Here is a 23,885-nt window from a genome sequence, read left to right as displayed (position 1 = left end):
GCCGGGCGAGGGATGCCACGATCCCGCCGTGGACGTGCTCGGGTCGCTGCCGGCCTTCGTGCTGGCCGTGCTCCTCATCTCCGCCTCGCCCGGGCCGGCGATGGCGCTGATCTTCCGGCGCGCGGCGCTGCGGGGCCTGCGCGCCGCCGTCCCCACGGTGCTCGGCCTGGAGCTGGGCCTCTACGTCTGGGCGCTGTTCGCCGGCGCCGGCTTCGCCACCCTGGTGGCCGCCTCGGAGGTGGCCTACCTGGTGCTGCGCGTCGTCGGCGCGGCAGTGCTGCTCTACCTCGGCCTCAAGGCGCTGCGGACCGCCTGGCGGGAGCGGAGGGCCGGCGCGGCGGTCGAGGCGCCGACGGCGGAGCCGCTGGGACGGCGCCGCTGGTGGGGCTCGTTCGCCGAGGGGGTCGTCGTCCAGCTGGCCAACCCGAAGGCGGCCGTCTTCATGATCGCCTTCTATCCGCAGTTCGTGCCCGCCTCCGGTCCGGTGTTCACCACCACGGCGCTGCTGGGCCTGCTGCAGGTCACCCTGGAGACCGGGCTGTACCTGGCGCTGGCCGCCGGCGTCGCGCGGGCCGGCGCCTGGTTCCGCCGGCCGCGCATCCGGGCCCGCGTCGAGGCGGTCAGCGGCACGGTGCTGGTGGGCCTGGGGCTCCGGGTGGCGGCCACGCCGCGCTGACCGGGGGAAGGGGCCCCGATCCGTCACAGTGACGGAATTGCGCCCTGGGGCCGGGCGAGGTCAGAGCCGCTGCGTCAGGTTGACCGCGTTGCCGTCGGGATCCCGGACGTGCAGCACCCGCTGACCCCACGGCATGTCGGTGGGCCCGCCGGTGACCCGGCCGCCGAGCTCCGCGACCCGGGAGAGCAGGGCGTCGACGTCCGGGACGTCGATGCTGAGCAGCACGCGGCCGGGCTCGCCGGAACTCGTCGCCCTGTCGGTGGACCGGCCTACCGTGACCCGGCCGAGTGAGCGCGTGCGACCAGCGAAGGAGCTCCCGATGACCACCCTGCCGGACCGCCCCCGCACCGCACTGGTCGTGATCGACGTCCAGCAGGGCGTCGTGGCGGAGGCGCACGAGCGCGACGCCGTCGTCGCGAACATCGGCGCGCTCGTCGACCGGGCCCGCGACGAGGGCGTGCCGATCGTCTGGGTGCAGCACTCCGACGACCACCTGCGGCAGGGGAGTGACGCCTGGCAGTACGTCCCGGAGCTGACCCGCCGGGAGTCCGAGCCGCTGGTGCACAAGACCTTCGGGGACTCCTTCGAGGCCACCGACCTCGAGGACGTGCTGGCCGCGGCCGGCGTGGGGCGCCTCGTCGTCACCGGGGCGCAGACCGACGCCTGCATCCGCTCGACGATCCACGGCGCGTTCGTGCGGGGTTACGACGTCACGCTGGTCGGAGACGCGCACACGACCGAGGACCTGAGCGCGTGGGGTGCGCCGCCGCCGGGCCAGGTCATCGCGCACACCAACCTGTACTGGCAGGAGCAGGCGGCACCCGGTCGCACGGCCGCCGTCGCGGAGACCAAGGACGTGACCTTCGGCGGCTGAGCTGACCGAACGGCTACGTGCCCGAGCCGTCCTCGTCGTTCGCCGTGGCGACGGCCAGGAAGACCCGGCGTGGCTCGGGGATGCCCTTCAGGTGGTGGATCCCGCAGTCCCGGTAGGCGAGTCCTGAGCCGGCAGCCAGTTCTCGGGTGGTGCTGGAGACGAGGATGTCTCCGGCGTCGCCGAGCGCCATGATGCGAGCGGTCTCGTGGACCGCCAGCCCCCGGATCCCCCCGGGGACCAGTTCCACCTCGCCGACGTGGATGCCGGCGCGGATGTCGAGGCCGATGCCGCGGACGGCGGCGCGGATCTCGACCGCGGCCTGCACCGCGCGCGCAGCGCCGTCGAACACCGTCAGGAACCCGTCGCCGGCGGTGTCGATCTCGGTGCCGCGGTAGCGTTCGAGGACCTCGCGGACGAGGGTGCGATGGCGGTCGAGCAGCTGGTCCCAGGCCGCGTCGCCCAGCGCGGACGCACGCTCGGTCGACTGGGCGATGTCGGTCATCAGCATGGTGGTCAGCACTCGCTCACCGACCGGCGGTTTGCCCCAGCCGCGCCAGCCACCCCAGACGATGGCCGCGAGCTCCACGTCGCCGATGACCCAGTTGTCGTGCCCGGGCGGGACGTCGAAGACGTCCCCGGGCCTGATCTCGAACTCGGTGCCGTCGTCCATCCGGCCGCCCATGGCACCGGAGAGCATGAACCCGACATGGTGGAACTGACAGCTCGCGGTCCCGGCGATGGGCCGGACGTGTGTCGACCATCGCCAGCCCGGCTCGAGCACGAGCCGGCCCACGACCATCTCGCCGACCCTGACCGTGCTCGCCGACCCCTTCTCGATGGAGAGGGTCTCGTCAGGGGCCGACAGGTTCTTCATCCGTGGATGCTGACCGTCCACCCGCGTCTCCTCAGCCGCCGTGACGTGACGACACGGTAGTGACGAAGAGCGGGGGCGGGGAGGCAGGCCGTGCTCCGTTCCTCCCGTCAAGTTGACATAATGTGGATTATCGGCGGAGCGGGTGCAGCATGGACGGGGCCGTGATCTTGGTCGCCGGACCGGCCTCGTCGTCGCCGTGACGTGTCGCGCCGCGCCTCGACGCGTGCGACATCCCGGTGCCGCACCGACTCGTGCCGGGCCGCGCCCGGCCGTCGGCGACGCCGGCGTCGCGCACGGACGTCTCGTCGCGCGCCCCCGCGGGCCGGACGTCCGCCGCCGACCGGCCTGACGCGCCGGGCCGCCGATCGATCGCCGACTCCCCTGTCATGATCATCACGTTTCATGATCATCTACGGACCGGGTGTTGTGATCCGCCCGGCACCCGCCGCCCTCCACCTCGACCGGCACCGCACACTGCCCGGACTTCCACCCCTTCCCCGGTCCGCCGATACCCCTGTCATTGCGTCACAGTGACGGAATGACAGGGGTATCGGCGACTGCACGCCCCGGTGCCCGCAGACTTCGTTTCGCGGGGGCGGCGGGTGGAAAGGGTCGGTGCATGCGCATCCGACGTCCGCTGGCCGGACTGTTCGTCACCCTGACCCTGTTCGGGGGTGGCGCCACGTTGGCCGGCTGCGGCGACCCCACGGAGGGCAACACCGGAACGCCCAAAGACACCGTGTCGACCACGCCGTCGTCCCCGTCGCAGAGCGATCTGCCGGACAACAGCAACCGGGAGCCCAGCTCCAGCGACACCGGCAACGACGTCGGGAACGGCTGACGCCGCCCTCAGCCGGCGCGCTCGGAGACCCAGAGACGGTCGAGGCGGCCCGTCGAGCGCACCAGGTCGGCCAGCGACTGTTCCAGCTCGGCCTTCGTCGGCTTCTCGGTGAGCAGCGTCTGCACGTCCTCGAGCGCGCAGCGCAGCTGGTAGAGCCGGTCCTGCAGGCCGTCGAGCTCGGCCCGCGTCACCAGGACGACGTCGCCGGAGAGGCCCGCCTTGCTGGTCGCCGACCGCTGCTCGTAGGCCCGCTGCCGGCAGGCCTGCCCGCAGTACATCCGGGGTCTGCCCACCGAGCCCTGCTGTGGGAGCACGCGCCGGCACCAGCCGCAGCGCCGCTGCTCCGCACTCCCCCTGTGCCGCTCGGTCGTGCGCCGGACGTCCTCCGCCGTTCCGGCCGGATGCTGCTCTGCCACGTCTGGGCACGCTAGACGCACGCACCGACAATGCCCGGGGACACGCCCAGTGCGTGGCGGAGACTCACGTCCCCGAGACCGTCCGCCCCGAGCCCGGGAGGGAGCCATGACCGCGGCCGCGCCGCCCGACGAGCCGACGGCCTTCGACGCGCTCACCGAGGACGCCCTGCGCGCCTCGGGCACCCTCAAGTGGAGCCGCTTCCGCCCGGCCATCGGCGCGTTCGTCGCGGAGATGGACTTCGGCACCGCTCCGGCCGTGCGGCAGGCACTGCACCTGGCCGTCGAGGAGCACCGCCTGGGCTACCTGACCTCCGACGCCGCCGAGGAGCTGGCCGCGGCCTGCGCCGCCTGGCAGCGGCACCGCTACCGATGGACGGTGCACCCGGAGTGGATCGCGCCCGTCGCCGACGTGCTGGCCGCCCTGCAGGCCGTCGTCGAGGTGTACACCCCGCCGGGCAGCCCGATCGTCCTGCCGACACCTGCGTACATGCCCTTCCTCACCGTGCCCGCGCTGATCGGCCGGCCGCTGCTCCAGGTGCCGATGGTCGAGCGCGACGGCCGAGCGACCTACGACCTCGACGGAATCGCGCGGGCCTTCGCCGCCGGCGGCCGGCTGCTCGTGCACGTCAACCCGCACAACCCGCTCGGGCGGGTGTTCACCGACGAGGAGCAGCTCGCCCTGGCCGAGGTGGTCGACCGCGCCGGTGCCCGGGTGTTCGCCGACGAGATCCACGCCCCGCTCGTCTACCCGGGCGCGGTGCACCGGCCCTACGCCTCGCTGTCCCCCGTCACCGCCGCCCACACGGTCACGGGCACCTCGGCGTCCAAGGCCTGGAACATCCCCGGGCTCAAGACCGCCCAGCTGCTGTTCTCCAACGAGGCCGACGCCGCCACCTGGGCCGAGCGCGGCTGGCTGTACGTGCACGGCGCCGCGACGCCCGGTGTGCTGGCCAACGCCGCCGCCTACCGCGACGGCGGCCCGTGGCTGGAGGAGGTGCTGCGGTACCTGGACGGCAACCGGCGCGCGCTGGCCGGGCTGCTCGCCGAGCACCTGCCGGAGGTCCGCCACCGCCCGCCGGAGGGCACCTACCTGGCCTGGCTGGACTGTCGCGGGCTCGGTCTGCCCGGCTCGGCCGGCGCGTTCTTCCTGGAAAGGGCCGGCGTCGCCTTGGTCGACGGTCCCGAGTGCGGCGCGGCGGGCGCCGGGCACGTCCGGCTGAACTTCGCCACGCCGCGCGCCGTCCTCACCACGATCGTCGAGCGCATGTCCGGTGCGGTCCGCCCGTCCTGACCAGGGCGGACGACGGCGGCATCGCACCGGCGAACTAGCGTGTCAGGCGTGCCCCCCGCCCGTTACGCCTACCTCGACGGGCCCACCCCGTTGGCGTTCGCGCACCGCGGCGGCGCCATCGAGCACCTCGAGAACACCATGCCGGCGTTCGAGGCGTGCGTGGCCCTGGGCTACCGCTACCTGGAGACCGACGTCCGGGTGACGGCGGACGGCGTCCTGGTGGTCTTCCACGACCCGACGCTGGAGCGGACCACCGACCGCGCCGGCCGGATCGAGCAGCTGCCGTGGTCGGAGGTGGCGCAGGCCCGCATCGGCGGGCGCGAGCCGATCGTGCGGCTCGAGGACCTGCTCGGCGCCTGGCCGGACGTGTGCTTCAACCTCGACATCAAGGCCGCCGGGGTGCTCGCTCCCCTGGTCCGCACCGTGCGCCGGCTCAAGGTCGCCGACCGGCTGTGCCTGGCGTCGTTCTCCGACGCCCGCGTCGCCGCGGCCCGCCGGCTGTTCGGGCCCTCGATGTGCACCGCGCTCGGCCCGCGCGGGGTCGCCGCGCTGCGGCTGTCGTCGTACTCACCCCGGGCCGCGGGCCTGGTGCGCATCCCCGCCGGCTGCGCGCAGGTGCCGCTGCACCTGGGCGGCCGGGCCCTCGTCGACGAGCGGTTCGTCGCCGCGGCGCACGCCCGCGGCCTGCAGGTGCACGTGTGGACCGTCGACACCCCGGAGGAAACGGAGACCATGCTCGATCTCGGCGCCGACGGCGTCATGACCGACCGCCCCGCCATGCTGCGCGAGACGCTGGAGAAGCGCGGCCAGTGGGTCGGTCCGTGAGCGGCCTCGGCGAGAAGCTGCGCACCTGGCGCCCGCCGGCGCCCCCGCTGCCCGATCACCTCACCTCCGTCCTCAAGCCCGACGACCCCGAGTGGTTCGCCCGGGAGCTCGCCATCGCCGCGGCGCCGCCGTGGGACGTCTGGCGGTTCATGCTGCGCAATTTCTCGTGGCTGGTGAGCCTCTTCGGCCGGGTGGAGGTCAGCGGCAGCATCCCCGAGGAGCTGCGCCGCGGGCCCCTGCTGCTGGCGGCCAACCACATCGGCGACTTCGACCCGTTCGTCATCGCCGTCGCGCTGCACAGGCTCGGGGTGATGCCGCGCATCATGGCCACCGGCGGCATCCTGGCCGCGCCGGTCGCCGGTCCGCTGCTGGAGCGCTCCGGCGGCATCCGCGTCGAGCGCGGCACCGAGCTGGCCCGGCACGCCGTCCGGGTCACCGAGGTGGCGCTGGTGCACGGCGGGCACGTCGTCGCCTATCCGGAGGGCCGGGTGGGGCTGACCCCGGACTTCTGGCCCGAGCGGGGACGCACCGGCATGGCCCGGATGGCGCTCGGGATCGGCGTGCCGGTGATCCCGGTCAGCCAGTGGGGGGCGCACGAGGTGCTCGCGTACGGCAACGACTGGAGCAAGCTGCGGACGGGGCTGCGCGCCGTCGTCCGGCGCCCGCGGCTGCGCGTGCACGTGGGTCCGCCGGTACGCCTCGACGACCTGCGGATGGGCCGCGTCGGCGATGCCAACCGGGCGCGCTACCGGATCGCCGCAGCGATCACCCGTGGGCTCGTGCCGCTGCGCGAGGGAGAGATGGACGGGCCCCGCTTCGTCGACCCGACCCGGCCGACGACCGCGGTCGCCGCCTATCCCGGCGGGATCGTCCCGGAGGACATCCCGTGAGAGCGCCTCAGCCGGCCGGCCGCTCGAAGGTCACCAGCACCCCCTCGACCCCGCCCGGACCGATCCGCCCCTTGACCTCCACCGCCGTGATCGCCTTGAGCTGCCAGCCGTCGCGGGCGTGCTCGTTGAGCACCTTCTCCAGCTTGTCGCCGGACATCTTCCCGCCGATCATCCCCTCGCGGAGTTCGACGACCTTGTACTGGTAGCGCGCGGCCACGGCTCCTCCTCGGCTCGGACGGACGCGACCGAGCGTGGCACGCCACGGTGCCGGACGGCGACCCCGGTGCTGGACCGGGTCCACCCCACCTGCGAACCTGCGCGGGTGACCGAGCTGGCCAGCCCCACCACCGAGCCGCCCGTCGACCGGGCGCTGCGCCGCGAGCGCTTCGGCTGGTACTCCTACGACTGGGCGATGTCGGTCTTCAACACCTCGGTGACGACCGTCTTCCTCGGCCCCTACCTCACCGCGGTCGCCGAGGACGGCGCCGGTCCCGACGGCCGGCTGGACTTCCTCGGCCTGTCGATCCCGCCGGGCAGCTGGTTCTCCTACGTGCTGTCGGCCTCGGTCCTCCTGCAGGTCCTCGTGCTGCCGCTCACCGGCGCGATCGCCGACCGCAGCGGCCGCAAGCGGGAGATGCTGGCCGGGTTCGCCGCACTCGGCGCGCTGACCACCACCGGGCTGTTCTTCGTCGCCGACGGCCGCTGGCTGCTGGGTGCGGTGCTGTTCGCCGTCGCCAACATCAGCTTCGGCGCGGCCACCGTCGTCTACTACTCCTGGCTGCCCGACCTGGCCGGCCCGGACGAGCGCGACGCCGTCTCCAGCCGCGGCTGGGCGTTCGGCTACGTCGGCGGGGCCGTGCTGCTCGCCGTCCACCTGGGTCTGGTGCTCGGGGCGCCGTCCCTGGGCCTGACCACCGGGGAGGCCGTGCGGATCTGCCTGGCCACCGCCGGCCTGTGGTGGGGCGGGTTCACCGTGTTCACCGTCTCCCGGCTGCGCAACCGGCCGGTGAGCGAGAGCGCCGCCCGGTCGCGCAGCGGCTTCCGGCAGCTGGCCACGACCCTGCGCGAGCTGCGCGCGTTCCCGCTGACGCTGTGGTTCCTCGGCGCCTACCTGCTGTTCAACGACGGCGTCCAGACGGTGATCGCGCTGTCGGCGACCTACGCCACCGAGGAGCTCGAGCTCGACCAGTCGGTGCTCACCGGCGCCATCCTCATGGTGCAGGTGGTGGCGATCGCCGGGGCGCTCGGGCTCGGCCGGTTGGCCGCCCGGTACGGCGCGCGGCACGTCGTCCTGGGCAGCCTGGTGGCGTGGATCGGCGTGCTGGTGGCCGCCTTCTTCCTGCAGGAGGGCGCAGCGGGGCAGTTCTACGCGCTCGCCGCGGTCATCGGGCTGGTGCAGGGCGGCACGCAGGCGCTGTCCCGGTCGCTGTTCAGCCAGCTGATCCCGGCCGGCAAGGAGGCCGAGTACTTCGGCTTCTACGAGATCAGCGACCGCGGCACCAGCTGGCTCGGCCCGCTGGCGTTCGGGCTGACCTACCAGCTCACCGGCTCCTACCGGCTGGCCATCGTCAGCCTGGTGGTCTTCTTCGTGGCCGGGTTCGCCGCGCTGGCCACCCTGCCGATGCGCCGGGCGGTCGAGCAGGCCGGCAACACCGTGCCGGAGCGCCTGTGAGCGAGCCCGAGGCCGCCGTCCTCGCGTCCGTGCCGGCGGCGGGCGACCGCCGCGGCTATCCGGCGCCGGCCCACCTGGTCTTCTTCCACGGCCCGATGGACTGCGGGAAGTCCACCCTGGCGCTGCAGGTCGACCACAACCAGAGCCGGCAGGGCCGCCACGGGCTGCTGCTGACCCAGGGCGACCGGTCGGGCGTGCCGCGGATCAGCTCCCGGGTGGGGCTGTCCCGGCAGGCGCTCGAGATCGACACGGGCACCGACCTGCGGCTGCTGGTGCGTGAGCACTGGGCGGCCGGGCACCGGGTGGACTACCTGATCGTCGACGAGGCGCAGTTCCTCGACGCCGGGCAGGTCGACCAGCTCGCCGAGCTGGTCGACGAGTCGCACGTCGACGTCTACGCCTTCGGCCTGACGACGGACTTCCGCGCGCGGCTGTTCCCCGGCACCCAGCGGCTGCTCGAGGTCGCCGACACCGTCGAGCGGGTGCAGGTGCAGGTGCTGTGCTGGTGCGGCCTGCCCGGCCGGCTCAACGCCCGGGTCGTGGACGGCGTCATGGTGCGGGAGGGCGCCACCGTCGTCGTCGCCGACACCGCTCCCCCACCCCCGCCCGGCGTGGGCGCCGAGGCACCGGACGTCCGTTACCAGGTGCTGTGCCGTCGTCACCACGTGCGCGGCGAGCTCGGGCCGACCGCCGCCGGGCCGGGGCAGCTGACGCTGTCCTGAACTGCGCGTCTCCCCCGTCCGTGTCACTCGACAGGGGGTGCCCGACGTGCCGCATACCACTCCATGAGATGATGGGGAACCAATTTCGGCGGAATCTCTCCGCCAACTCTGTCGTTGGTCCCCTTGAATCGCCCGAACGGTGGGTAGCACCCGCCTGAGGGCGTCGAGTCCCGACCGACCACCAGCACCACGAGAGGACGGTGTGCCATGGGCGAGCGTTCCCTGCGCGGCAGCCGACTGGGCAGCGTCAGCTACGAGACCGAGCGGAACACGGCCCCCATCGAGCGGCAGTACGCGGAGTACCGCTGCCCGTCCGGCCACCTGTTCACGGTGCCCTTCGCTGACGACGCCGAGCTCCCCGACACCTGGGAGTGCAAGTTCGACGGTTCCGCCGCCAAGCTGGTCGGTGGCGCCGAGCCGACCCCCAAGAAGGTCAAGCCCCCGCGCACCCACTGGGACATGCTGCTGGAGCGTCGCTCCGTCGAGGACCTCGAGGAGGTCCTGGCCGAGCGCCTCGAGGTGCTCCGCGGCCGGCGAACCCGCGCCAGCTGACCCCTGCACGATCGGAACGGCCCCGGTGGGAGATCCCACCGGGGCCGTTCCGCGTCCGGGCGCGATGGTCGTCTGGCGTTCGTGCCGAGATTCGCCTGAGGGCGGTCATCCGTCGGTGGATGACCGCCCTCAGGCGCATCTCGGTGGCGCGAGCGTCTGCTAGGGGGTCGGACCCGGCGAGATCTCGCCCTCGATCACGCGCGGCGGCCGGCCGTCGGGCCGCGGTCCGGGCCGCCACACCTCGCCCTCCATCTCCTCCACGCGGGCGCTGCGCACCCGCACCGGCCCGCGCACCCGGTCGGGCAGCCGCGCGTAGACGGTGCGCAGCAGCAGGGCCCGGACGACGTCGCGCGTCCCGGGCAGCAGGCACAGCAGGCCGATCAGGTCGCCGAGGAAGCCGGGCAGCAGCATGAGCAGCCCGCCGATCGCCACCAGCCCCGCGTTGCCGAGCTCCCGGCCGGCCGGCCGCCGCGTCCGCGCCCGTTCCCGCAGCTCCCCCAGCGCCTTCGTGCCCTGCCGGCCGAGCAGCAGCGCGCCCAGTGCGCTCGTGCCCAGCATCGCCAGGATCGTCCAGCCCACCCCGATCCAGGCCGCGACCAGGACGAAGACGACCAGTTCGGCCAGGGCGAGCAGCCCCAGCACCGTGCGCAGCCGTCGTCCCACGACGTCCTCTGCCTCTCCTGCCCGTCCGGCGCGGGCGGCGGCGGCCCGCCTACCGGGCCGCGCTCGACCGCCCGCCGATCCGGGCTCGTCCGGGTACGGGACGGCGGACGCGGCCCGGCAGCCGATCGGCCAGCCGGTCCCGCAGGCCCCACGCGGTGACCCGTACCAACGCCTCTGCAACGATCGAACCGCTCATCTTGCTCCTGCCGTGCGCCCGCTCGGTGAAGGTGATCGGCACCTCCACCACTCGGGCGCCTGCGCGCCAGGCCCGCCAGGCCCAGTCGACCTGGAAGCAGTAGCCCTGGCTGGCCACGTCGTCGAAGGGCAGCCGGTCGACCAGGTCGCCGCGGACCGCCCGGTAGCCGCCGGTGGCGTCGCGCAGCGGCAGCCGCAGCGCCCAGCGGGTGTAGGCGTTGCCCGCGCGGGAGAGCAGCAGCCGGTGCGCCGGCCAGTCGGCCACCCGCCCGCCGCGCACGTACCGCGAGCCCAGGACGAGGTCGGCGCCGGCGTCCAGGGCGGCCAGCAGGTCGGGCAGCTGCTCGGGGGCGTGCGAGCCGTCGGCGTCCATCTCGACCAGGACGTCGAAGCCGCGCGTGCGCGCCCAGCGGAACCCGGCGACGTAGGCGGGGCCCAGCCCGGCCTTGCCGGGGCGGCGCAGCAGGTGCACCCGCGGCTCCCGGGCGGCCAGCTTCTCGGCGAGGTCCCCGGTGCCGTCCGGGGAGCCGTCGTCGACGACGAGGGCGTGCGCGGCCGGGACGGCGCTCAGCAGCCGCGCGACGATCCGCTCGACGTTCTCGGCCTCGTTGTAGGTGGGGATGATCACCAGGAGCCGGGCGCTCCCCTCCCCCGCGCTCACCGCCGTCCCCCCGGCAGGCGGCGGCGCACCGACGCCGGCAGCAGGACGGCGACCAGCGCGGCGACGCCGAGGCCGGTCAGCACCCACTCCGGGGCGCCGCCGAGGCGCTGGGCGACGGTCGTGGAGGACCGCTGGGCGATGTCCTCGACGAAGACCGCCGGCGTGAACAGCGACGAGGAGCGGGCCACCGAGCCGTCCGGCGCCACGACCGCGGAGATCCCGCTGGTCGCCGCGATGACCACGGTGCGCCCGAACTCCACCGCCCGCAGCCGGCTCATCGCCAGCTGCTGCTCGCTCTCGTCGGTGAAGCCGAACGTCGCGTTGTTGGTCTGGACGACGATCATCCCGGCGCCGGCGTCGACGACGTCGTGCACGAGCGAGTCGTAGACCACCTCGAAGCAGATGAGGTCGCCGACCCGCGTGCCGGCCATGTCGAGGACGCCGACCGCGGTCCCGGCGTGCTGGTCGGTGACCCGGTCGATGTACGGGCTGAAGAACCGGAAGAAGCTCCGGGCGGGCACGTACTCGGCCAGGGGCACCGGGTGCCGCTTGACGTAGGTCTGGCCCGGGCCGTCCTCGGGGCTCCACACGATGGCCGTGTTGCTGATGAACCGACCGGGGCCCTGGACGATCGCGCCGACCAGGATGGGCGCGCCGATCGCGTCGGCGGCGCGGCTGATCGCGCGGTCGGCGTCGGCGTTGACGTAGGGGTCGATGTCGGAGCTGTTCTCCGGCCAGACGACCAGGTCCGGGCGGGCCGCGCGGCCGTCCTCGACCCGGGCGGCGAGCTCCAGGGTCTGCTGGACGTGGTTGTCGAGCACCGCGCGCCGCTGGGCGTTGAAGTCCAGGCCGGCGCGCGGCACGTTGCCCTGGATCACCGCCACCGTGGCCGTCGGCCCCCCCGCGGTCAGCGACGAGCCGGGCAGCGGCAGCCAGGCGAGCCCGCCGGCGAGCGGCACGGCCAGGACGCCGGCGACGGCCAGCGCCGCGGCGCGCACCGCCGGCGAGCGCTCGGCCGGGGACGACGCGGCGCGCCAGGCTCGGACCAGGGCGAGGACGGCGGCGGCCAGCAGGGTGCCGGTCAGCGCCACCGCGAAGCTGACCAGCGGGACGCCGCCGTAGGCGGCCAGCGAGGTGAGCGGCCCGCTGGTCTGGGAGAGCCCGAGCCGGCCCCACGGGAAGCCGCCGAGCACGAACCGCCCGCGCAGCGCCTCGTCGGCGACCCACAGCGCGGCCGCCCACAGCGGCCACAGCGGCAGCCGGGAGGTGAGCGCCGTCGCCGCGCCCAGCAGGGCGACGTGCAGCGCCTCCCAGATCGCCAGCGCCAGCCAGGGCACCGGGCCGACGTAGATGCCGCTCCACGACAGCAGCGGCACGAAGAAGGCCAGCCCGAGCACGAGGCCCAGCCACAGCCCGGACCGCGCCCGCTGCCCGCGGACGGCCAGGGCGAGCGCCGCCGGGCCGACCGGGGCCAGGGCGGGGAGGTGGTAGCCGGGGAACGCCAGCAGCAGCGCCAGGCCGCCGAGGGCGGCCAGCAGGGTGCGCCAGGGCAGGCGGCGCCGGGACCGCTCGTGGGGGCGGTCGGTGTGGGGGCGTCCGGGACGGCGCAGGGTGTCGGCGCTCGCTCCTGCCGGCACGCGCTGCCTCCGTCGGACTTCTCGCCCCGGGCCTGCCGGCGCGTGCACCTGCCCCGGGCCGGCCGGCCGGGGGCCGGGCCGCCGCAGATCCGCGGCGGCCCCGCCCCAGCATCCCATTCCGGCCGGTGCGTGTGGCCGGGCGCCGCACCGTCGCGGATGCGCCTGGTCCGGGCGCGCCGGCGGTGGGTCCGCTGCCGATCCGCACCTTCGGGCCGGACGCCGGGCCGCGGGCGGCGGCCGGGACGTTCCGTTGTCTGGTGATGCGGGGCGGGCGCGGCTCCGCCGGGTTCGCGGCCCGCCTTCCCCCGGCCGGCCGCGCCGGCGGGTTCCGGCGTGCCGCTCCGAGGGACCACGGGTCGTGCTCCCGGTAGGAACTGCAGTGACTGTAGGAAGTGGTTCGGCCCTCACCCGTCCGAGTGACGATCCCGTGGCGGACTGTGATCGGATCGTTACGTGCCGCTGGCGGGGACGACCACCGTCGCCACCGCCTCGACCACCGTCTCGGGGGGCTCGACCACCCGCGCCGCCGAGGGCCCGCGGCCGGGCTCGGCCCGGGCGACGACCTGCGCCCAGCAGCGCAGTTCCCGGCTGCGCCGGCCGATCCGCACCACCTCGGCGTGCGCCTCCAGCACGTCGCCGGCCCGCACCGGCCCGAGGAAGCGGACCTCGGAGTAGCCGGCGAGCAGCCCCTCGTCGCCGTCCATCCGGATCGCGACCTCGGTGGCGACGTCGCCGAACAGGCCGAGCGCGTAGGCACCGTCGACCAGGTTCCCGCCGTAGTGGGCGTGGGTGTACGGCACGTACCGGCGGTGGGTGACGGTCAACCCGAGCCTCGGGTCGCTCATGCGGGGACTCCTTCGGGTACTAGCGCGTGCACCAGGTAGCTGGCGACCTCGCCGGGCGTCGTCCCCCGGCCGAAGACCTTGTCGACGCCGAGCTCGGCGGCCATCGCGGGATCGAACCGGGGCCCGCCGACGACCAGCAGCGGCCGGTCCTCCCCCATCGCCTCGCGGAACGCGGCGGCCAGCTCGCGGGTGTTGCGCAGGTGCGCGTCCTTCTGGGTCACCACCTGGGAGACCAGGACGGCGTCGGCGCGGGCCGTGCGGGCGCGGCGGACCAGGTCCGGGACGGTGACCTGGGCGCCGAGGTTGGCCACCGACATCTCCCGGTAGTACTCCAGGCCCTTCTCCCCCGCGAAACCCTTGAGGTTGAGGATCGCGTCGATGCCCACGGTGTGCGCGTCGGTGCCGATGCACGCCCCGAGGACGACGAGCTTGCGCCGCAGCCCCGCCTTGATCGCGGCGTTGACCTCGCTCGGCGCCAGCAGCGGGTACGCGCGCTCCTCCACCTGCACGGCGTCGAGGTCGACCAGGTGGCGCACCGGGCCGTAGACGACGAAGAACGTGAACCCCTCGCCGATGCCGTGGCTGTGCACGACCATCGCCGGCTCGATGCCCATCTTGGTCGCCAGCTGCAGCGCGGCGCCGTCCGCCCGCGGTCCGGGCGGGACGGGCAGGGTGAACGACGTCTGCACCATGCCGTCGCCGGTGGTGTCGCCGTACGGCCGCACGATGGGGCCGAAGTGGCCACTTCGGCCGTGCTCAGGCACGGGAGACCTCCTTCTCGAGGAGCTCCAGGGCGGGGTTGTACGCGTCGTCCGCCAGCCGCACCACGCCGTCGAGGCCCTTGCCGCCGTCCGGCGGGCGCTTGGTGATGCCGAAGGTGCCGTCGGCGATCGCCTGGATCAGGCCCTCGGGGCGGTCGGCGATCCGCTCCAGCAGCTCCACCGCCTCGCGCAGCACGGTGTCGGCCCGGCGGTCGATGAACCCGCCCTTCGGCGGGGCGAAGTCCTCGGTGAGCCCGCCGGCGGCGTCGAGGACGTAGCGGACGTTGCGCAGCGCCAGGTCGCGGTCGGACAGCCACGGGGTGACCACGGCCTCGGTCATCATCCCGACCAGCAGGATGCCCTGGCGGGTGAGCGCCCCGGCCAGGTTGAAGAACCCGTCGAGCAGATAGCCGCGGAAGACGTCGCCGGTCATGTGCTTGGTCGGCGGCATCCACTTCAGCGGGGCGTCGGGGAAGAGGCTGCGCGCCAGCAGCGCGTGCGCCAGCTCCAGCCGGAAGGAGTCCTTCAGGTCCGGGTTGATCTCGAAGGCGTGGCCGAGGCCGAGCTGCCAGTCCTCCAGCCCCGCCTCGTGCGCCAGGGTCTCGTTGAGCAGCTGGCTGACGGTGACGGTGTGCGCCTCGTCGAAGGCGTCGGCGGTGGTGAGGTAGTTGTCCTCGCCGGTGTTGATGACGATCCCGGCGCGGGCGTGCACCATCCGGCTGAACCGCTGGTCGACGAAGGTCCGCCGCGGGTTGATGTCGCGGAACAGGATCCCGTACATCGCGTCGTTGAGCATCATGTCCAGCCGCTCCAGCCCGGCCAGGACGGCGATCTCCGGCATGCACAGCCCGGACGCGTAGTTGGTCAGCCGCACGTAGCGGCCCACCTCGGCGCTGACGTCGTCCAGGGCGGCCCGCATGAGCCGGAAGTTCTCCTGGGTGGCGTAGGTGCCGGCGTAGCCGGTGCGGGTGGCGCCCTCGGGCACGTAGTCCAGCAGCGACTGCCCGGTGGAGCGGATGACGGCGATGACGTCGGCCCCGGCCCGCGCCGCGGCCTGGGCCTGCGGGATGTCCTCGTGGATGTCGCCGGTGGCCACGATCAGGTAGATCCAGGGCCGGCGGGGCGGGTCGCCGTGCGTGGCGACGAGCTCCTCGCGGCGGCGGCGGTTGGCGTCCATGCGGGCCAGCCCGGCGGCGACGGCGTCGCGGGCGGCGTCGCGCGCGCGCTCGGGGTCGGCGGGGAGCTCGAAGCGGGCGGTGCCGGCGCCCACCTGCTCGGCCAGGGCCTGCAGCGACGGCGCCGTCCCGGAGGTGAGCGCGTGCCAGACCGGCAGCGCGACGCCGGACTCCAGGCCCACCTGGTCGCGGACGGCGTCGACGACCCGGTTCACCCACGGCACCCGGTCCTCGGCGCGGCCGTCCCCCGTCACCGGATCGGTGCCGGTCAGCCCGGCCAGCCGCAGCACGGCGCGCTCGACGGAGACCGTCGTGTGCCGCCGCGCGAGGTCGACCACCGGCGCGGCCGCGCGGCCGGCCAGCTCCCGTGCCCGGGCCACGAGCACGGGGTCCAGCTCGAGGGTGCTCACAGCACGTCTCCGTTCACGAGCAGCAGGCGGCAGGCCGGGCGCAGCCGGCGGGCGAGGACGGCGGAGAGCGTCTCCGCCGTCTCCCACAGGGTTAGCGACGCGGGCGCGCCGACCGCGAGCGGCCCGGCCGGGTGCTCGGCGCGGGCCGCGTACCGGCCGCCGAAGGTGGCGGCGTCGAAGGCGTCGAACGGGCGCATCCCCGAGCCGGGCGTGCGGTGGTCGACGGCCGCGTGCACGCCGCCCCACGGGTCCAGCGGGGTCACCGGGGCATCGCTACCGAGGGCGAGGACCACCCCGGCGTCCGCCAGGTCGGCCAGCGGGTTGGTGGCCGCGGCGCGGTCGGTGCCCAGCCGCTCGGCGTACATGCCCGCCGGCCCGCCCCAGGCGGCGTCGAAGGCGGACTGCACGCTCGCGACCATGCCGAGGCGGCGCATCCGCCCGATGCCGTCGTCGTCGATCAGCTCCACGTGCTCCAGCCGGTGCCGGCAGGCGCGGACCGCGGCCTCCCCCAGCTCGGCGGCGACGGCGGCCACGGCGTCGAGCACCTGGCCGACGGCGGCGTCGCCGATCACGTGGAAGCCGGCCTGGATCGCCGCCACGGTGCAGGCGCGGACGTGGTCGACGACCGACGCCGCCTCGAACCGCAGCGCGCCGCGGGTGTCGGGCCGGTCGGTGTAGGGCGCCGTGAGCGCCGCGGTGTGCGAGCCGAACGCGCCGTCGCAGAACAGGTCTCCCCCGGCGCCGGCCAGGCCCAGCTCGCGGACGACGTCCAGCCCGCCGCGCTCGGCGAGCTCGCCCCAGTAGCCGACGACCTCCGGACCGGGCTCGGCGGCGGCCAGCTCCAGCAGGCCGGCGAGGTCCTCGGCGCCGGACACCTCCGGCCCCGCCATCTCGTGCAGGCTGCCGATGCCCAGCGCCGCCGCGGCCTCGCGCGTGGCGCGCTGCGCGGCCCGGCGCTGGTCCGGGCCGACCGAGCCGTAGGCCACCCGCCGGGCGGCGTGGTGCGCGTCGAGGCGCAGCCGCCCGTCGGCGGAGAAGCCGGGCAGGTCGGCGATGCCGGGGATCCGGTCGAGCAGCTCCGTCGACACCGTCGCGGAGTGGACGTCGACGCGGGCCAGGTACGCCGGGCGGTCCCCGAGGACGGCGTCGAGGTCGGCGCGGGTGAGGCCGCGGCCCTCCGGCCAGCCGGTCTCGTCCCAGCCGGTGCCGAGCAGCACCCCGGTCGACGTCCCGGCGTGCCCCCGCACCGCCGCCACCGCGTCGGCGAGGCTCGAGCTCGAGTGGAGGTCGAGGCCAGACAGCGCCAGCCCGGTCGCCGTCGCGTGCACGTGCGCGTCGACGAAGGCCGGCGTGAGCAGGGCCCCCTCCCCCGCGAGCACCCGGTCGGCGGCGGGCGCCTCGGCGGCCGCGCCCAGCCAGGCGATGCGGCCGTCCGCCACGAGCACCGCGCGGCCCGGCCGGTCGCCGACGACCACGTCGGTGAGCAGCACGCTCATGCGCCCACCCGCGGATCGATCAGCGCGCGGACGCCGGCGTGCGTCCGGTACAGGTCCAGGGCCAGCCCCGCGTGCCCCGGCGTGTAGCCGTTGCCGACCAGCATCGTCACGTCCGCCGCCATCCCCTCCGCGCCCAGCGCCGCCTGCGAGAACGACGTCGCCATGGAGAAGAAGACCACGGTGCCCCCGTCGGCCGTGGCCAGGATCGCCCCGTGCTCGGCGCCGGGCGCGTCGACGCAGACGATCGTCGCGTCCGCCGGCTGCCCGACCGCGGCGGCGACCGCGAGCGGCTCGGTGGCGTCGGCGACGACGACCCGGTCGGCGAGGCCCGCGGCGCGCAGAGCGGCGGCCTCCCGCTCGTCGCGCACCAGCCCGGTGAGCCGGGTGGCCCCGGCCGCGCGGGCGGCGGCCAGGCTCAGGCAGCCGGACTTGCCCGCGGCCCCCAGGACGACGACGGATCGGGCGCCGGTGCGCTCCACGACCCGGGCGGTGGCGGCCGGCGCCCCGCAGACGTCGAGCACGGCCAGCGCGACGGCGTCCGGCAGGTCGTCGGGCAGCACCGCGGCGATCGAGCGGGCGAACAGGATCGCCGTCCCCTCCGCCGGCACCTGCTCCGAGCGCCCGTCCCAGCGGGCGAGGTCGTCGGTGATCCGCAGCGGCGTCAGGGTGAGCGAGACCAGCGTGGCCACCCGGTCGCCGATCGCGAGGTCCAGCCGGCAGTCCTCCCCCACCGCGTCGACCACGCCGAGGAGCATGCCGCCGGAGCCGGTGACCGGGTTCTGCATCTTGCCGCGGGTCCGCACGATGTCGAGGACGGCGTCCCGCACCGCCGCGCCGTCCCCGCCGCAGGACTCGGACAGCTGACGGAACGACGCCGCGTCGAGGTTGAGCCGCTGCACCGCGAGGCGCACCTCGTCCGGCCCGATCGCGGGGTCGGCGTCCAGCCGGAGGGCCGCCTGGGGCAGCACGCCCGGCGGCTCCAGCACGCGGTGCACGCCGAGCGCCCGCTCCGCCGTCCCGGCCACAGGTTCCTCCCCTTCGCCCGATCGATGCAGGAGAACCTATCGTGTCCTAGCAGTATTGCCGAAGATTCTCCCGTAGAGTCGCCCCGGAGTGGGAAGGTGACCCGCGGAGGAGGCCACGGTGCTGGAGCAGCCCTACGAGTACGCCGCCCGGCCCCTGGCCGAGCCGGACTGGCGCCGGCTGCCCGGCTTCGCCGGCGTGACCGAGGCCGAGTGGCGCAGCGCCCAGTGGCAGCGCGCTCACTGCGTGAAGAACGTCCGCCAGCTGCGCGGCGTCTACGGCGACCTGCTCGACGAGTCGTTCTACGCCGACGTCGAGGCCGACCAGGCCGGGCGGGCCACCATGTCGCTGCTGCTGCCGCCGCAGATGCTCAACACGATGTGCCCCGGCCAGGTGCCGGACACGCAGGCCATGCTCTCCGATCCGGTGCGCCGGTACATGCTCCCGGTCGCCTCCGACCGGCTGCCCGGGCCGGCCGCCAGACACCCGTACGCCGCGCGCGACTCGCTGCACGAGCACGAGATGTGGGCCGTCGAGGGGCTCACCCACCGCTACCCCACCAAGGTCCTGGCCGAGCTGCTCTCCACCTGCCCCCAGTACTGCGGCCACTGCACCCGCATGGACCTGGTGGGCAACTCCACGCCCGCCGTCGCCAAGCTGAGGTTCGACCTGAAGCCGGTCGACCGGCAGACGGCGATGCTCGAGTACCTGCGCGCGACCCCCGGCGTCCGCGACGTCGTCGTCTCCGGCGGCGACGTCGCCAACCTGCCGTTCCGGAACCTCGAGGCGTTCGTCGCGGGGCTGCTGGAGATCGACTCGGTCCGCGACATCCGGCTGGCGTCCAAGGCGCTGATGGGCCTGCCGCAGCACTGGCTGCAGGACGACGTCGTCGCGGGCATGGCCCGGCTGAGCCGGACCGCCCGCGAGCGCGGCGTCTCCCTCGCCGCGCACACCCACGTCAACGCCGCGCAGCAGGTGACCCCGCTGGTCGCCGAGGCGGCGCGGGCGATGCTCGAGGCCGGCGTGCGCGACGTGCGCAACCAGGGCGTCCTGCTGCGGGGGGTGAACGCCACCGCGCCGGCGCTGCTCGACCTGTGCTTCGCGCTCCTCGACGGCGCCGGGATCACGCCCTACTACTTCTACATGTGCGACATGATCCCGTCCGCCGAGCACTGGCGGGTGTCGCTGGCCGAGGCGCAGACCCTGCAGCACGACATCATGGGCTACCTGCCCGGCTTCGCGACGCCGCGGATCGTCTGCGACGTCCCCTACGTCGGCAAGCGCTGGGTGCACCAGGTCGCCGAGTACGACCGCGAGCGCGGCATCAGCTACTGGACGAAGAACTACCGCACCGGCATCGAGCTCGGCGACGAGGCGGCGCTGGACCGCCGCTACACCTACTACGACCCGATCGCCACGCTGCCCGCGAGCGGTCAGGCGTGGTGGGCCGAGCGCGACGTCGACCCGGTCGCCGCCGACCGGCGCGCCGCCTACTCCCGGGCGGTGTCCGCCGCCGACCTGCTCGGCTGAGTCGGGGTTTCCGGGCCCCCGGCCGGCGGTAGGTCCCGGGGATGTTCTCCCCGGCCGGCGAGCTGCTGCGCACGGGCCGTCTGCGGCTGCGGGCCTGGACGACGTCCGCCGCCGACGTGGCCCGGCTGGCCGACCTCTACGGCCGCGACGAGGTGACCCGCTGGATCGGTGGCCCGCCGACGGTGCCCCCGGCCGAGCTGCCCGCCCGGTGGGCGGCGGTGCACGCGCAGGACGAGCGGTTCGGGTGCTGGGCGGTCGAGCTCGACGACGGCGCCGTCGCGGGCACGGTGCTGTTCAAGCCGCTGCCCAACGGCGTCGGCGAGGTCGAGGTCGGCTGGCACCTGCACCCCGACAGCTGGGGCCACGGGTACGCCACGGAGGCCGCGCGGGCCGTCATCGCCCGCGGCTTCGAGGCCGGGCTGCCGGAGGTCTACGCCGTCGTCCGGCCGGGCAACGAGCCGTCGCTGGCGGTGTGCCGCCGGCTGGGCATGCAGCACCTGGGCCGGATGCGCCGCTGGTACGACGTCGACCTGGAGGCGTTCCGCCTCATGGCGCCGGGCGTGGTGGAGTAGCCGCGGCGATTCAGCCGTACGGGCGAGCGAGCGGAACTCCCGCTACTCGATACACTCCGCCACCACACAGTCGGCGCCCAGGCGGTGAGTAGATGCGGACGTTCCCCCGGCCGTCGGTCGCGTACGTCCTCCCCGTGTTCGATGAGTCCGAGACCCTGGCGGCGTTCCACGCCGCGCTGGACGCCGTCACCGCCCGCCTGGCCGACCGGTACGACGTCCGCTTCCTCTACGTCGACGACGGCAGCTCCGACGACTCGCTGGAGCAGCTGAACCGGATCGCCGAGGCCGACCCCCGGGTCACCGTGCTCGCGCTGTCACGGAACTTCGGGCACCAGATCGCGGTGACCGCCGGGCTGGACGCAGCGGACGCCGACGCGGTGATCGTGATGGACACCGACCTGCAGGACCCGCCGGAGGTCAGCCTGGAGCTGATCGAGCGGTGGGAGCAGGGCTTCGACGTGGTCTACGCCCAGCGTCGCTCGCGGCAGGACGGGGCCTTCAAGGTCGTCACCGCGCGCCTGTTCTACCGCGCGCTGCGGCGGATGTCCGACATCGACATCCCGCCCGACACCGGCGACTTCCGGCTGCTCGACCGCCGCGTCGTCGACGAGCTGCGCCGCTTCCGCGAGCACGACCGCTTCCTGCGCGGGCTGGTCAGCTACGTCGGCTTCCGGCAGACCGGCGTGCCCTTCGACCGGGACGGCCGGTTCGCGGGGCGCACCCACTACCCGGTGCGCCGCATGCTGCGCTTCGCCGCGGACGGCATCGTCGGGTTCTCCGCCGCGCCGCTGCGGATCATCTCCCGGATCGGCTACGCGGTCTCGACGCTGAGCCTGCTCGGGGTGCTCTACGTGCTCGGCGTGAAGGTGTTCGTGCCCGAGGCAGCGGTGCCCGGCTGGGCCTTCCTGGCCTCGGCCATGTTCTTCCTCGGCGGCGTGCAGATCGTCATGCTCGGCGTCCTGGGCACCTACATCGGCCGCATCTACACCGAGGTGCAGGGCCGGCCCCTCTACAGCGTCGCCGAGGCGCTGCCGGCCGCCGCGCCCAACGTGGTGCGCGACGACGGCCGGCTGCCCGCGGACGCGCGGCTGCCCGGCGACGCCGAGGGGCGCCCGCGCCGGGCAGCGTCGGCGTGAAGCCCGCCGTCGCCGACGCCGGCGCCGGCGCCACGACGCTGCCACCCGCCGCCGAGGACCGGCCCGCGGCCGCCGCCGGCCGGCGCCGCTGGTGGCGGGACCGCGACGTCGTCCTCGGGGGCGTCGCCGCCGTGGGCTTCCAGGTGGCGCTCACGGTCGTCGGCGTGCTGGTCGAGCGCGCGTTCAGCCCGTTCCAGACGCTCTCGCACATGCCCGCGCCGCCTCCGCCGTCGCTGCTGCAGCACATGCTGCGCTGGGACGCGGTGGCCTACGCGGGCATCCCGGACGGGCTCTACCAGAGCGATCCGCAGGCGGCGGCGTTCTACCCGCTGTTCCCGGTGCTCGTGCGCGGCGTCGACCTCGCGAGCTTCGGCCTGCTCGGCACCCTCGGCGCCGGGCTGGTGGTCAACACCGTCGGGGTGTGGGCGGCGGTCGTCGCGCTGGTGAAGGCGGCCCGGCGGCTGGTCGGCAGCCCGCGGGCGGGGTGGCTGGCGGTCGCCGTCCTGCTCACCGCGCCCCCGGCGTTCTTCCTGCACGTGCTCTACGCCGAGGCGCTGTTCACCGGGCTCGGCTTCGCCGCCTACGCCTTCGCGCTGCACCGCCGGTGGGCGGCGATGGGCCTGTGCCTCCTCCCGCTGACCGCCACGCGGCTGACCGCCGTCCTGTTCCTCGGGCTGTGCTTCCTGGAGTTCTGGCGGTCCCGCGGCTGGCGGTGGCGGGGCCTGCTCGCGCCGCCGGTGCTGTGGTTCCCGGCGGCCCTGCTCGGGTTCGGCGCCTACGCGTTCTACCTGTGGCGGGCGGTGGGCGACCCGTTCGCGATGGTCGCCGCCTACGACGCCGGACCGCTGTGGGCCTACCACGAGCTGGACCTGAACATCCTGCGGACGCTGGGCGACGAGGGGGCGGACCTCGCCCGGGCCGCGACCGGCGACACCCCGACCACGCTGCTCACCGTCGTCGACACGGTGCTGCCGCTGCTGGCGCTCGCGGTCCTGCTGGCGGCCTCGGTCTACCTGCTCGTCGTCCTGCGGGGCGACGGGGTGCCGCTGGCCGCGTTCGGGGTGGCCTCGTTCGTGATGTTCACCCTCAACGGCAACCTGACCTCGGTGCACCGGTACGTGCTGCCGTGCGTCTCGCTGTACCTCGCCGCCGAGGTCCTCGCCGCGCGGCGGCCGGCGGTCCGGCCCGTGCTGCAGGCGGTGCTCTACCCCGCCGTCCTGCTGCAGGGGGCGCTGTTCGCGCTGTTCGTGGCCAACCACTGGGCGGGCTGAGCCCGCCGGCCGGTCAGCGGCGGCGCAGCAGCGCGCGCAGCCGCGCGACCGGGTGCGGCTTGGCGATCTTCGCCCGCTTCCCGGCGGCGTCGACCGCGTCGAGCGCGGCCACCTCGTCCGGGGAGGGCGCCGTCCCGCCCAGGTGCACGGGCAGCCACCAGCGGTCGTCGTCCCCGGACGGCGTGTCCGGGTAGCCGCGCTGCGCCTCGTCCAGCAGCGCCTCCATGGCCGCCCGGGTGCGCCGCAGCAGCTGCTGGGCCTTCTCCCCCGGTTCGGGCACCAGCGGCTCGCCCAGCAGCACCGTCACCGGGACGCCGCGGCGCCACTGCACGGGATGGCCCTTGGTGGCGATCCGCTGGCCGCCCCAGACGGCCGCCGGGATGACCGGGACGCCGGCGTCGACGGCCATCCGGGCGGCGCCGGCCTTGAGGTCCTTGACCGTGAAGCTTCGGCTGATCGTCGCCTCCGGGAAGACGCCGACCACCTGGCCGTCCTTGAGCGCGCGGACGGCGGACTCGAACGCCGCCGCCCCGGCCTTGCGGTCGACCGGGATGTGCTGCATGGCCCGCATGAACGGCCCGGCGAACCAGTGACCGAAGACGGCGGCCTTGGCCATGAAGCGCACCAGCCGGTGCTGGGGCAGCGCGGCCAGCCCGAGGAAGGTGAAGTCGAAGAAGCTGACGTGGTTGCTGCAGATGATCGCCCCGCCGGCGGCCGGCACGTGCTCCGAGCCGCGGACGTCGAAGCGGAAGCCGAACAGCCGGAACACGATCAGCGCCAGGCGGACGACGAACCGGTACGGCCGGTCGCGGGGATCGGGCGCGGGGCCGAAGAGGTCCCGCCGGACGACGTCGCGCCAGCTGGCCGTGTACATGCG

At 74.8% G+C, this 23,885-nt stretch carries 26 protein-coding genes; 13 read left to right on the top strand and 13 right to left on the bottom strand.

Annotation, left to right across the window (positions count from 1 at the left end):
- Window positions 1-28: 28 nt before the first annotated feature.
- Window positions 29-676: a LysE family translocator gene (locus ACWIYF_RS13985; protein WP_448623431.1), complete on the top strand. Its 648-nt coding sequence runs from the start codon at window positions 29-31 to the stop codon at window positions 674-676.
- A 60-nt stretch (window positions 677-736) separates the two neighbouring features.
- Here the strand turns inward: ACWIYF_RS13985 and ACWIYF_RS13980 are convergent, their stop codons facing one another.
- A complete protein-coding gene (locus ACWIYF_RS13980) occupies window positions 737-1,099 on the bottom strand; it encodes a VOC family protein (RefSeq protein WP_448623430.1) in 363 nt (120 codons plus the stop codon).
- Here ACWIYF_RS13980 and ACWIYF_RS13975 point away from each other — a divergent pair.
- Entirely contained in the window at window positions 996-1,550 is a 555-nt protein-coding gene (locus ACWIYF_RS13975) for a cysteine hydrolase family protein (protein WP_448623429.1), read from the top strand. The two genes, ACWIYF_RS13980 and ACWIYF_RS13975, sit on opposite strands and share 104 nt — an antisense overlap.
- A gap of 13 nt (window positions 1,551-1,563) precedes the next feature.
- Here ACWIYF_RS13975 and ACWIYF_RS13970 read toward each other — a convergent pair whose 3' ends face one another.
- The gene (locus ACWIYF_RS13970) at window positions 1,564-2,424 is read right to left on the bottom strand and encodes an adenylate/guanylate cyclase domain-containing protein (protein ID WP_448623428.1); all 861 of its coding nucleotides are present in this window, start codon (window positions 2,422-2,424) and stop codon (window positions 1,564-1,566) included.
- A gap of 619 nt (window positions 2,425-3,043) precedes the next feature.
- On the opposite strand from ACWIYF_RS13970, the gene ACWIYF_RS13965 reads away from it, so the two are divergent.
- Window positions 3,044-3,265 (top strand): hypothetical protein, encoded by a 222-nt coding sequence (locus ACWIYF_RS13965; RefSeq protein WP_448623427.1) that lies wholly within the window; start codon window positions 3,044-3,046, stop codon window positions 3,263-3,265.
- 8 nt (window positions 3,266-3,273) lie between these two features.
- Here the strand turns inward: ACWIYF_RS13965 and ACWIYF_RS13960 are convergent, their stop codons facing one another.
- Window positions 3,274-3,558, bottom strand: coding sequence for a hypothetical protein (locus tag ACWIYF_RS13960; RefSeq protein WP_448623426.1), 285 nt, complete (start codon window positions 3,556-3,558; stop codon window positions 3,274-3,276).
- A gap of 229 nt (window positions 3,559-3,787) precedes the next feature.
- On the opposite strand from ACWIYF_RS13960, the gene ACWIYF_RS13955 reads away from it, so the two are divergent.
- The 3 genes from ACWIYF_RS13955 to ACWIYF_RS13945 are packed head-to-tail and all read left to right on the top strand — an operon-like array spanning window position 3,788 to window position 6,687.
- A complete protein-coding gene (locus ACWIYF_RS13955; protein ID WP_448623425.1) occupies window positions 3,788-4,972 on the top strand; it encodes a MalY/PatB family protein in 1,185 nt (394 codons plus the stop codon).
- A 48-nt stretch (window positions 4,973-5,020) separates the two neighbouring features.
- Window positions 5,021-5,797, top strand: a complete 777-nt coding sequence (locus ACWIYF_RS13950) for a glycerophosphodiester phosphodiesterase (protein ID WP_448623424.1) — start codon at window positions 5,021-5,023, stop codon at window positions 5,795-5,797.
- Complete coding sequence (locus ACWIYF_RS13945) at window positions 5,794-6,687, top strand: lysophospholipid acyltransferase family protein (RefSeq protein ID WP_448623423.1); 894 nt, start codon at window positions 5,794-5,796, stop codon at window positions 6,685-6,687. The genes ACWIYF_RS13950 and ACWIYF_RS13945 overlap by 4 nt, the downstream gene beginning before the upstream one ends.
- A gap of 7 nt (window positions 6,688-6,694) precedes the next feature.
- Here ACWIYF_RS13945 and ACWIYF_RS13940 read toward each other — a convergent pair whose 3' ends face one another.
- Complete coding sequence (locus tag ACWIYF_RS13940; protein WP_448623422.1) at window positions 6,695-6,904, bottom strand: DUF4177 domain-containing protein; 210 nt, start codon at window positions 6,902-6,904, stop codon at window positions 6,695-6,697.
- Between the two features lie 105 nt (window positions 6,905-7,009).
- Here ACWIYF_RS13940 and ACWIYF_RS13935 point away from each other — a divergent pair, with 105 nt between their 5' ends.
- The 3 genes from ACWIYF_RS13935 to ACWIYF_RS13925 all read left to right on the top strand — a co-directional run bounded on the left by ACWIYF_RS13935 (window position 7,010) and on the right by ACWIYF_RS13925 (window position 9,633).
- On the top strand, window positions 7,010-8,359 hold the full coding sequence (locus tag ACWIYF_RS13935; protein ID WP_448623421.1) for an MFS transporter: 1,350 nt from the start codon (window positions 7,010-7,012) through the stop codon (window positions 8,357-8,359).
- On the top strand, window positions 8,356-9,081 hold the full coding sequence (locus ACWIYF_RS13930) for a thymidine kinase (RefSeq protein ID WP_448623420.1): 726 nt from the start codon (window positions 8,356-8,358) through the stop codon (window positions 9,079-9,081). Before ACWIYF_RS13935 ends, ACWIYF_RS13930 begins: the two co-directional genes overlap by 4 nt.
- A gap of 207 nt (window positions 9,082-9,288) precedes the next feature.
- Window positions 9,289-9,633 carry an RNA polymerase-binding protein RbpA gene (locus tag ACWIYF_RS13925; protein WP_436693051.1) on the top strand — a complete coding sequence of 115 codons (345 nt, stop codon included), beginning with the start codon at window positions 9,289-9,291 and terminating at the stop codon, window positions 9,631-9,633.
- Between the two features lie 159 nt (window positions 9,634-9,792).
- On the opposite strand, the gene ACWIYF_RS13920 is transcribed toward ACWIYF_RS13925, so the two are convergent.
- From ACWIYF_RS13920 to kdd, 8 genes are all read right to left on the bottom strand, one after another.
- The gene (locus ACWIYF_RS13920) at window positions 9,793-10,296 is read right to left on the bottom strand and encodes an FxsA family protein (protein ID WP_448623419.1); all 504 of its coding nucleotides are present in this window, start codon (window positions 10,294-10,296) and stop codon (window positions 9,793-9,795) included.
- 49 nt (window positions 10,297-10,345) lie between these two features.
- Complete coding sequence (locus tag ACWIYF_RS13915) at window positions 10,346-11,152, bottom strand: polyprenol monophosphomannose synthase (protein WP_448623418.1); 807 nt, start codon at window positions 11,150-11,152, stop codon at window positions 10,346-10,348.
- Window positions 11,149-12,789, bottom strand: coding sequence for an apolipoprotein N-acyltransferase (gene lnt / locus ACWIYF_RS13910; RefSeq protein WP_448623417.1), 1,641 nt, complete (start codon window positions 12,787-12,789; stop codon window positions 11,149-11,151). The genes ACWIYF_RS13915 and lnt overlap by 4 nt, the downstream gene beginning before the upstream one ends.
- Window positions 12,790-13,238: 449 nt before the next feature.
- Window positions 13,239-13,634 (bottom strand): 3-aminobutyryl-CoA ammonia lyase, encoded by a 396-nt coding sequence (gene kal / locus ACWIYF_RS13905; protein WP_448623416.1) that lies wholly within the window; start codon window positions 13,632-13,634, stop codon window positions 13,239-13,241.
- Entirely contained in the window at window positions 13,631-14,398 is a 768-nt protein-coding gene (gene kamE, locus ACWIYF_RS13900; protein WP_448623415.1) for a lysine 5,6-aminomutase subunit beta, read from the bottom strand. Before kamE ends, kal begins: the two co-directional genes overlap by 4 nt.
- Complete coding sequence (gene kamD, locus ACWIYF_RS13895; protein ID WP_448623414.1) at window positions 14,391-15,980, bottom strand: lysine 5,6-aminomutase subunit alpha; 1,590 nt, start codon at window positions 15,978-15,980, stop codon at window positions 14,391-14,393. The genes kamE and kamD overlap by 8 nt, the downstream gene beginning before the upstream one ends.
- Window positions 15,977-17,476, bottom strand: a complete 1,500-nt coding sequence (locus ACWIYF_RS13890; protein WP_448623413.1) for an amidohydrolase — start codon at window positions 17,474-17,476, stop codon at window positions 15,977-15,979. The genes kamD and ACWIYF_RS13890 overlap by 4 nt, the downstream gene beginning before the upstream one ends.
- A complete protein-coding gene (gene kdd / locus ACWIYF_RS13885) occupies window positions 17,473-18,501 on the bottom strand; it encodes an L-erythro-3,5-diaminohexanoate dehydrogenase (RefSeq protein WP_448623412.1) in 1,029 nt (342 codons plus the stop codon). Before kdd ends, ACWIYF_RS13890 begins: the two co-directional genes overlap by 4 nt.
- 118 nt (window positions 18,502-18,619) lie before the next feature.
- Between kdd and ACWIYF_RS13880 the strand changes: the two genes are divergently transcribed.
- From ACWIYF_RS13880 to ACWIYF_RS13865, 4 genes are all read left to right on the top strand, one after another.
- Window positions 18,620-20,029: a KamA family radical SAM protein gene (locus ACWIYF_RS13880; RefSeq protein WP_448623411.1), complete on the top strand. Its 1,410-nt coding sequence runs from the start codon at window positions 18,620-18,622 to the stop codon at window positions 20,027-20,029.
- 41 nt (window positions 20,030-20,070) lie between these two features.
- Entirely contained in the window at window positions 20,071-20,601 is a 531-nt protein-coding gene (locus ACWIYF_RS13875) for a GNAT family N-acetyltransferase (RefSeq protein WP_448623410.1), read from the top strand.
- A 92-nt stretch (window positions 20,602-20,693) separates the two neighbouring features.
- Window positions 20,694-21,737, top strand: a complete 1,044-nt coding sequence (locus ACWIYF_RS13870) for a glycosyltransferase family 2 protein (RefSeq protein ID WP_448623409.1) — start codon at window positions 20,694-20,696, stop codon at window positions 21,735-21,737.
- Window positions 21,734-23,008 carry a hypothetical protein gene (locus tag ACWIYF_RS13865; RefSeq protein WP_448623408.1) on the top strand — a complete coding sequence of 425 codons (1,275 nt, stop codon included), beginning with the start codon at window positions 21,734-21,736 and terminating at the stop codon, window positions 23,006-23,008. The genes ACWIYF_RS13870 and ACWIYF_RS13865 overlap by 4 nt, the downstream gene beginning before the upstream one ends.
- A gap of 13 nt (window positions 23,009-23,021) precedes the next feature.
- On the opposite strand, the gene ACWIYF_RS13860 is transcribed toward ACWIYF_RS13865, so the two are convergent.
- Window positions 23,022-23,882, bottom strand: a complete 861-nt coding sequence (locus tag ACWIYF_RS13860) for a lysophospholipid acyltransferase family protein (protein ID WP_448623407.1) — start codon at window positions 23,880-23,882, stop codon at window positions 23,022-23,024.
- Window positions 23,883-23,885: the final 3 nt, after the last annotated feature.

The sequence above is a fragment of the Geodermatophilus sp. URMC 64 genome (genome assembly GCF_053502555.1).
The sequence above is the reverse complement of the archived record's forward strand: the minus strand, read 5'-3'. Positions and strand labels throughout refer to the sequence as shown.

Bases quoted from the DNA above. Each gene is read 5' to 3' on its own strand.
- ACWIYF_RS13975 (WP_448623429.1), top strand. From the start codon at position 996: ATGACCACCCTGCCGGACCGCCCCCGCACCGCACTGGTCGTGATCGAC.
- ACWIYF_RS13980 (WP_448623430.1), bottom strand. From the start codon at position 1,099: ATGTTCGCGACGACGGCGTCGCGCTCGTGCGCCTCCGCCACGACGCCC.
- ACWIYF_RS13970 (WP_448623428.1), bottom strand. From the start codon at position 2,424: ATGAAGAACCTGTCGGCCCCTGACGAGACCCTCTCCATCGAGAAGGGG.
- ACWIYF_RS13965 (WP_448623427.1), top strand. From the start codon at position 3,044: ATGCGCATCCGACGTCCGCTGGCCGGACTGTTCGTCACCCTGACCCTG.
- ACWIYF_RS13955 (WP_448623425.1), top strand. From the start codon at position 3,788: ATGACCGCGGCCGCGCCGCCCGACGAGCCGACGGCCTTCGACGCGCTC.
- ACWIYF_RS13925 (WP_436693051.1), top strand. From the start codon at position 9,289: ATGGGCGAGCGTTCCCTGCGCGGCAGCCGACTGGGCAGCGTCAGCTAC.
- kal (WP_448623416.1), bottom strand. From the start codon at position 13,634: ATGAGCGACCCGAGGCTCGGGTTGACCGTCACCCACCGCCGGTACGTG.
- ACWIYF_RS13890 (WP_448623413.1), bottom strand. From the start codon at position 17,476: ATGAGCGTGCTGCTCACCGACGTGGTCGTCGGCGACCGGCCGGGCCGC.
- ACWIYF_RS13875 (WP_448623410.1), top strand. From the start codon at position 20,071: ATGTTCTCCCCGGCCGGCGAGCTGCTGCGCACGGGCCGTCTGCGGCTG.
- ACWIYF_RS13870 (WP_448623409.1), top strand. From the start codon at position 20,694: ATGCGGACGTTCCCCCGGCCGTCGGTCGCGTACGTCCTCCCCGTGTTC.
- ACWIYF_RS13860 (WP_448623407.1), bottom strand. From the start codon at position 23,882: ATGTACACGGCCAGCTGGCGCGACGTCGTCCGGCGGGACCTCTTCGGC.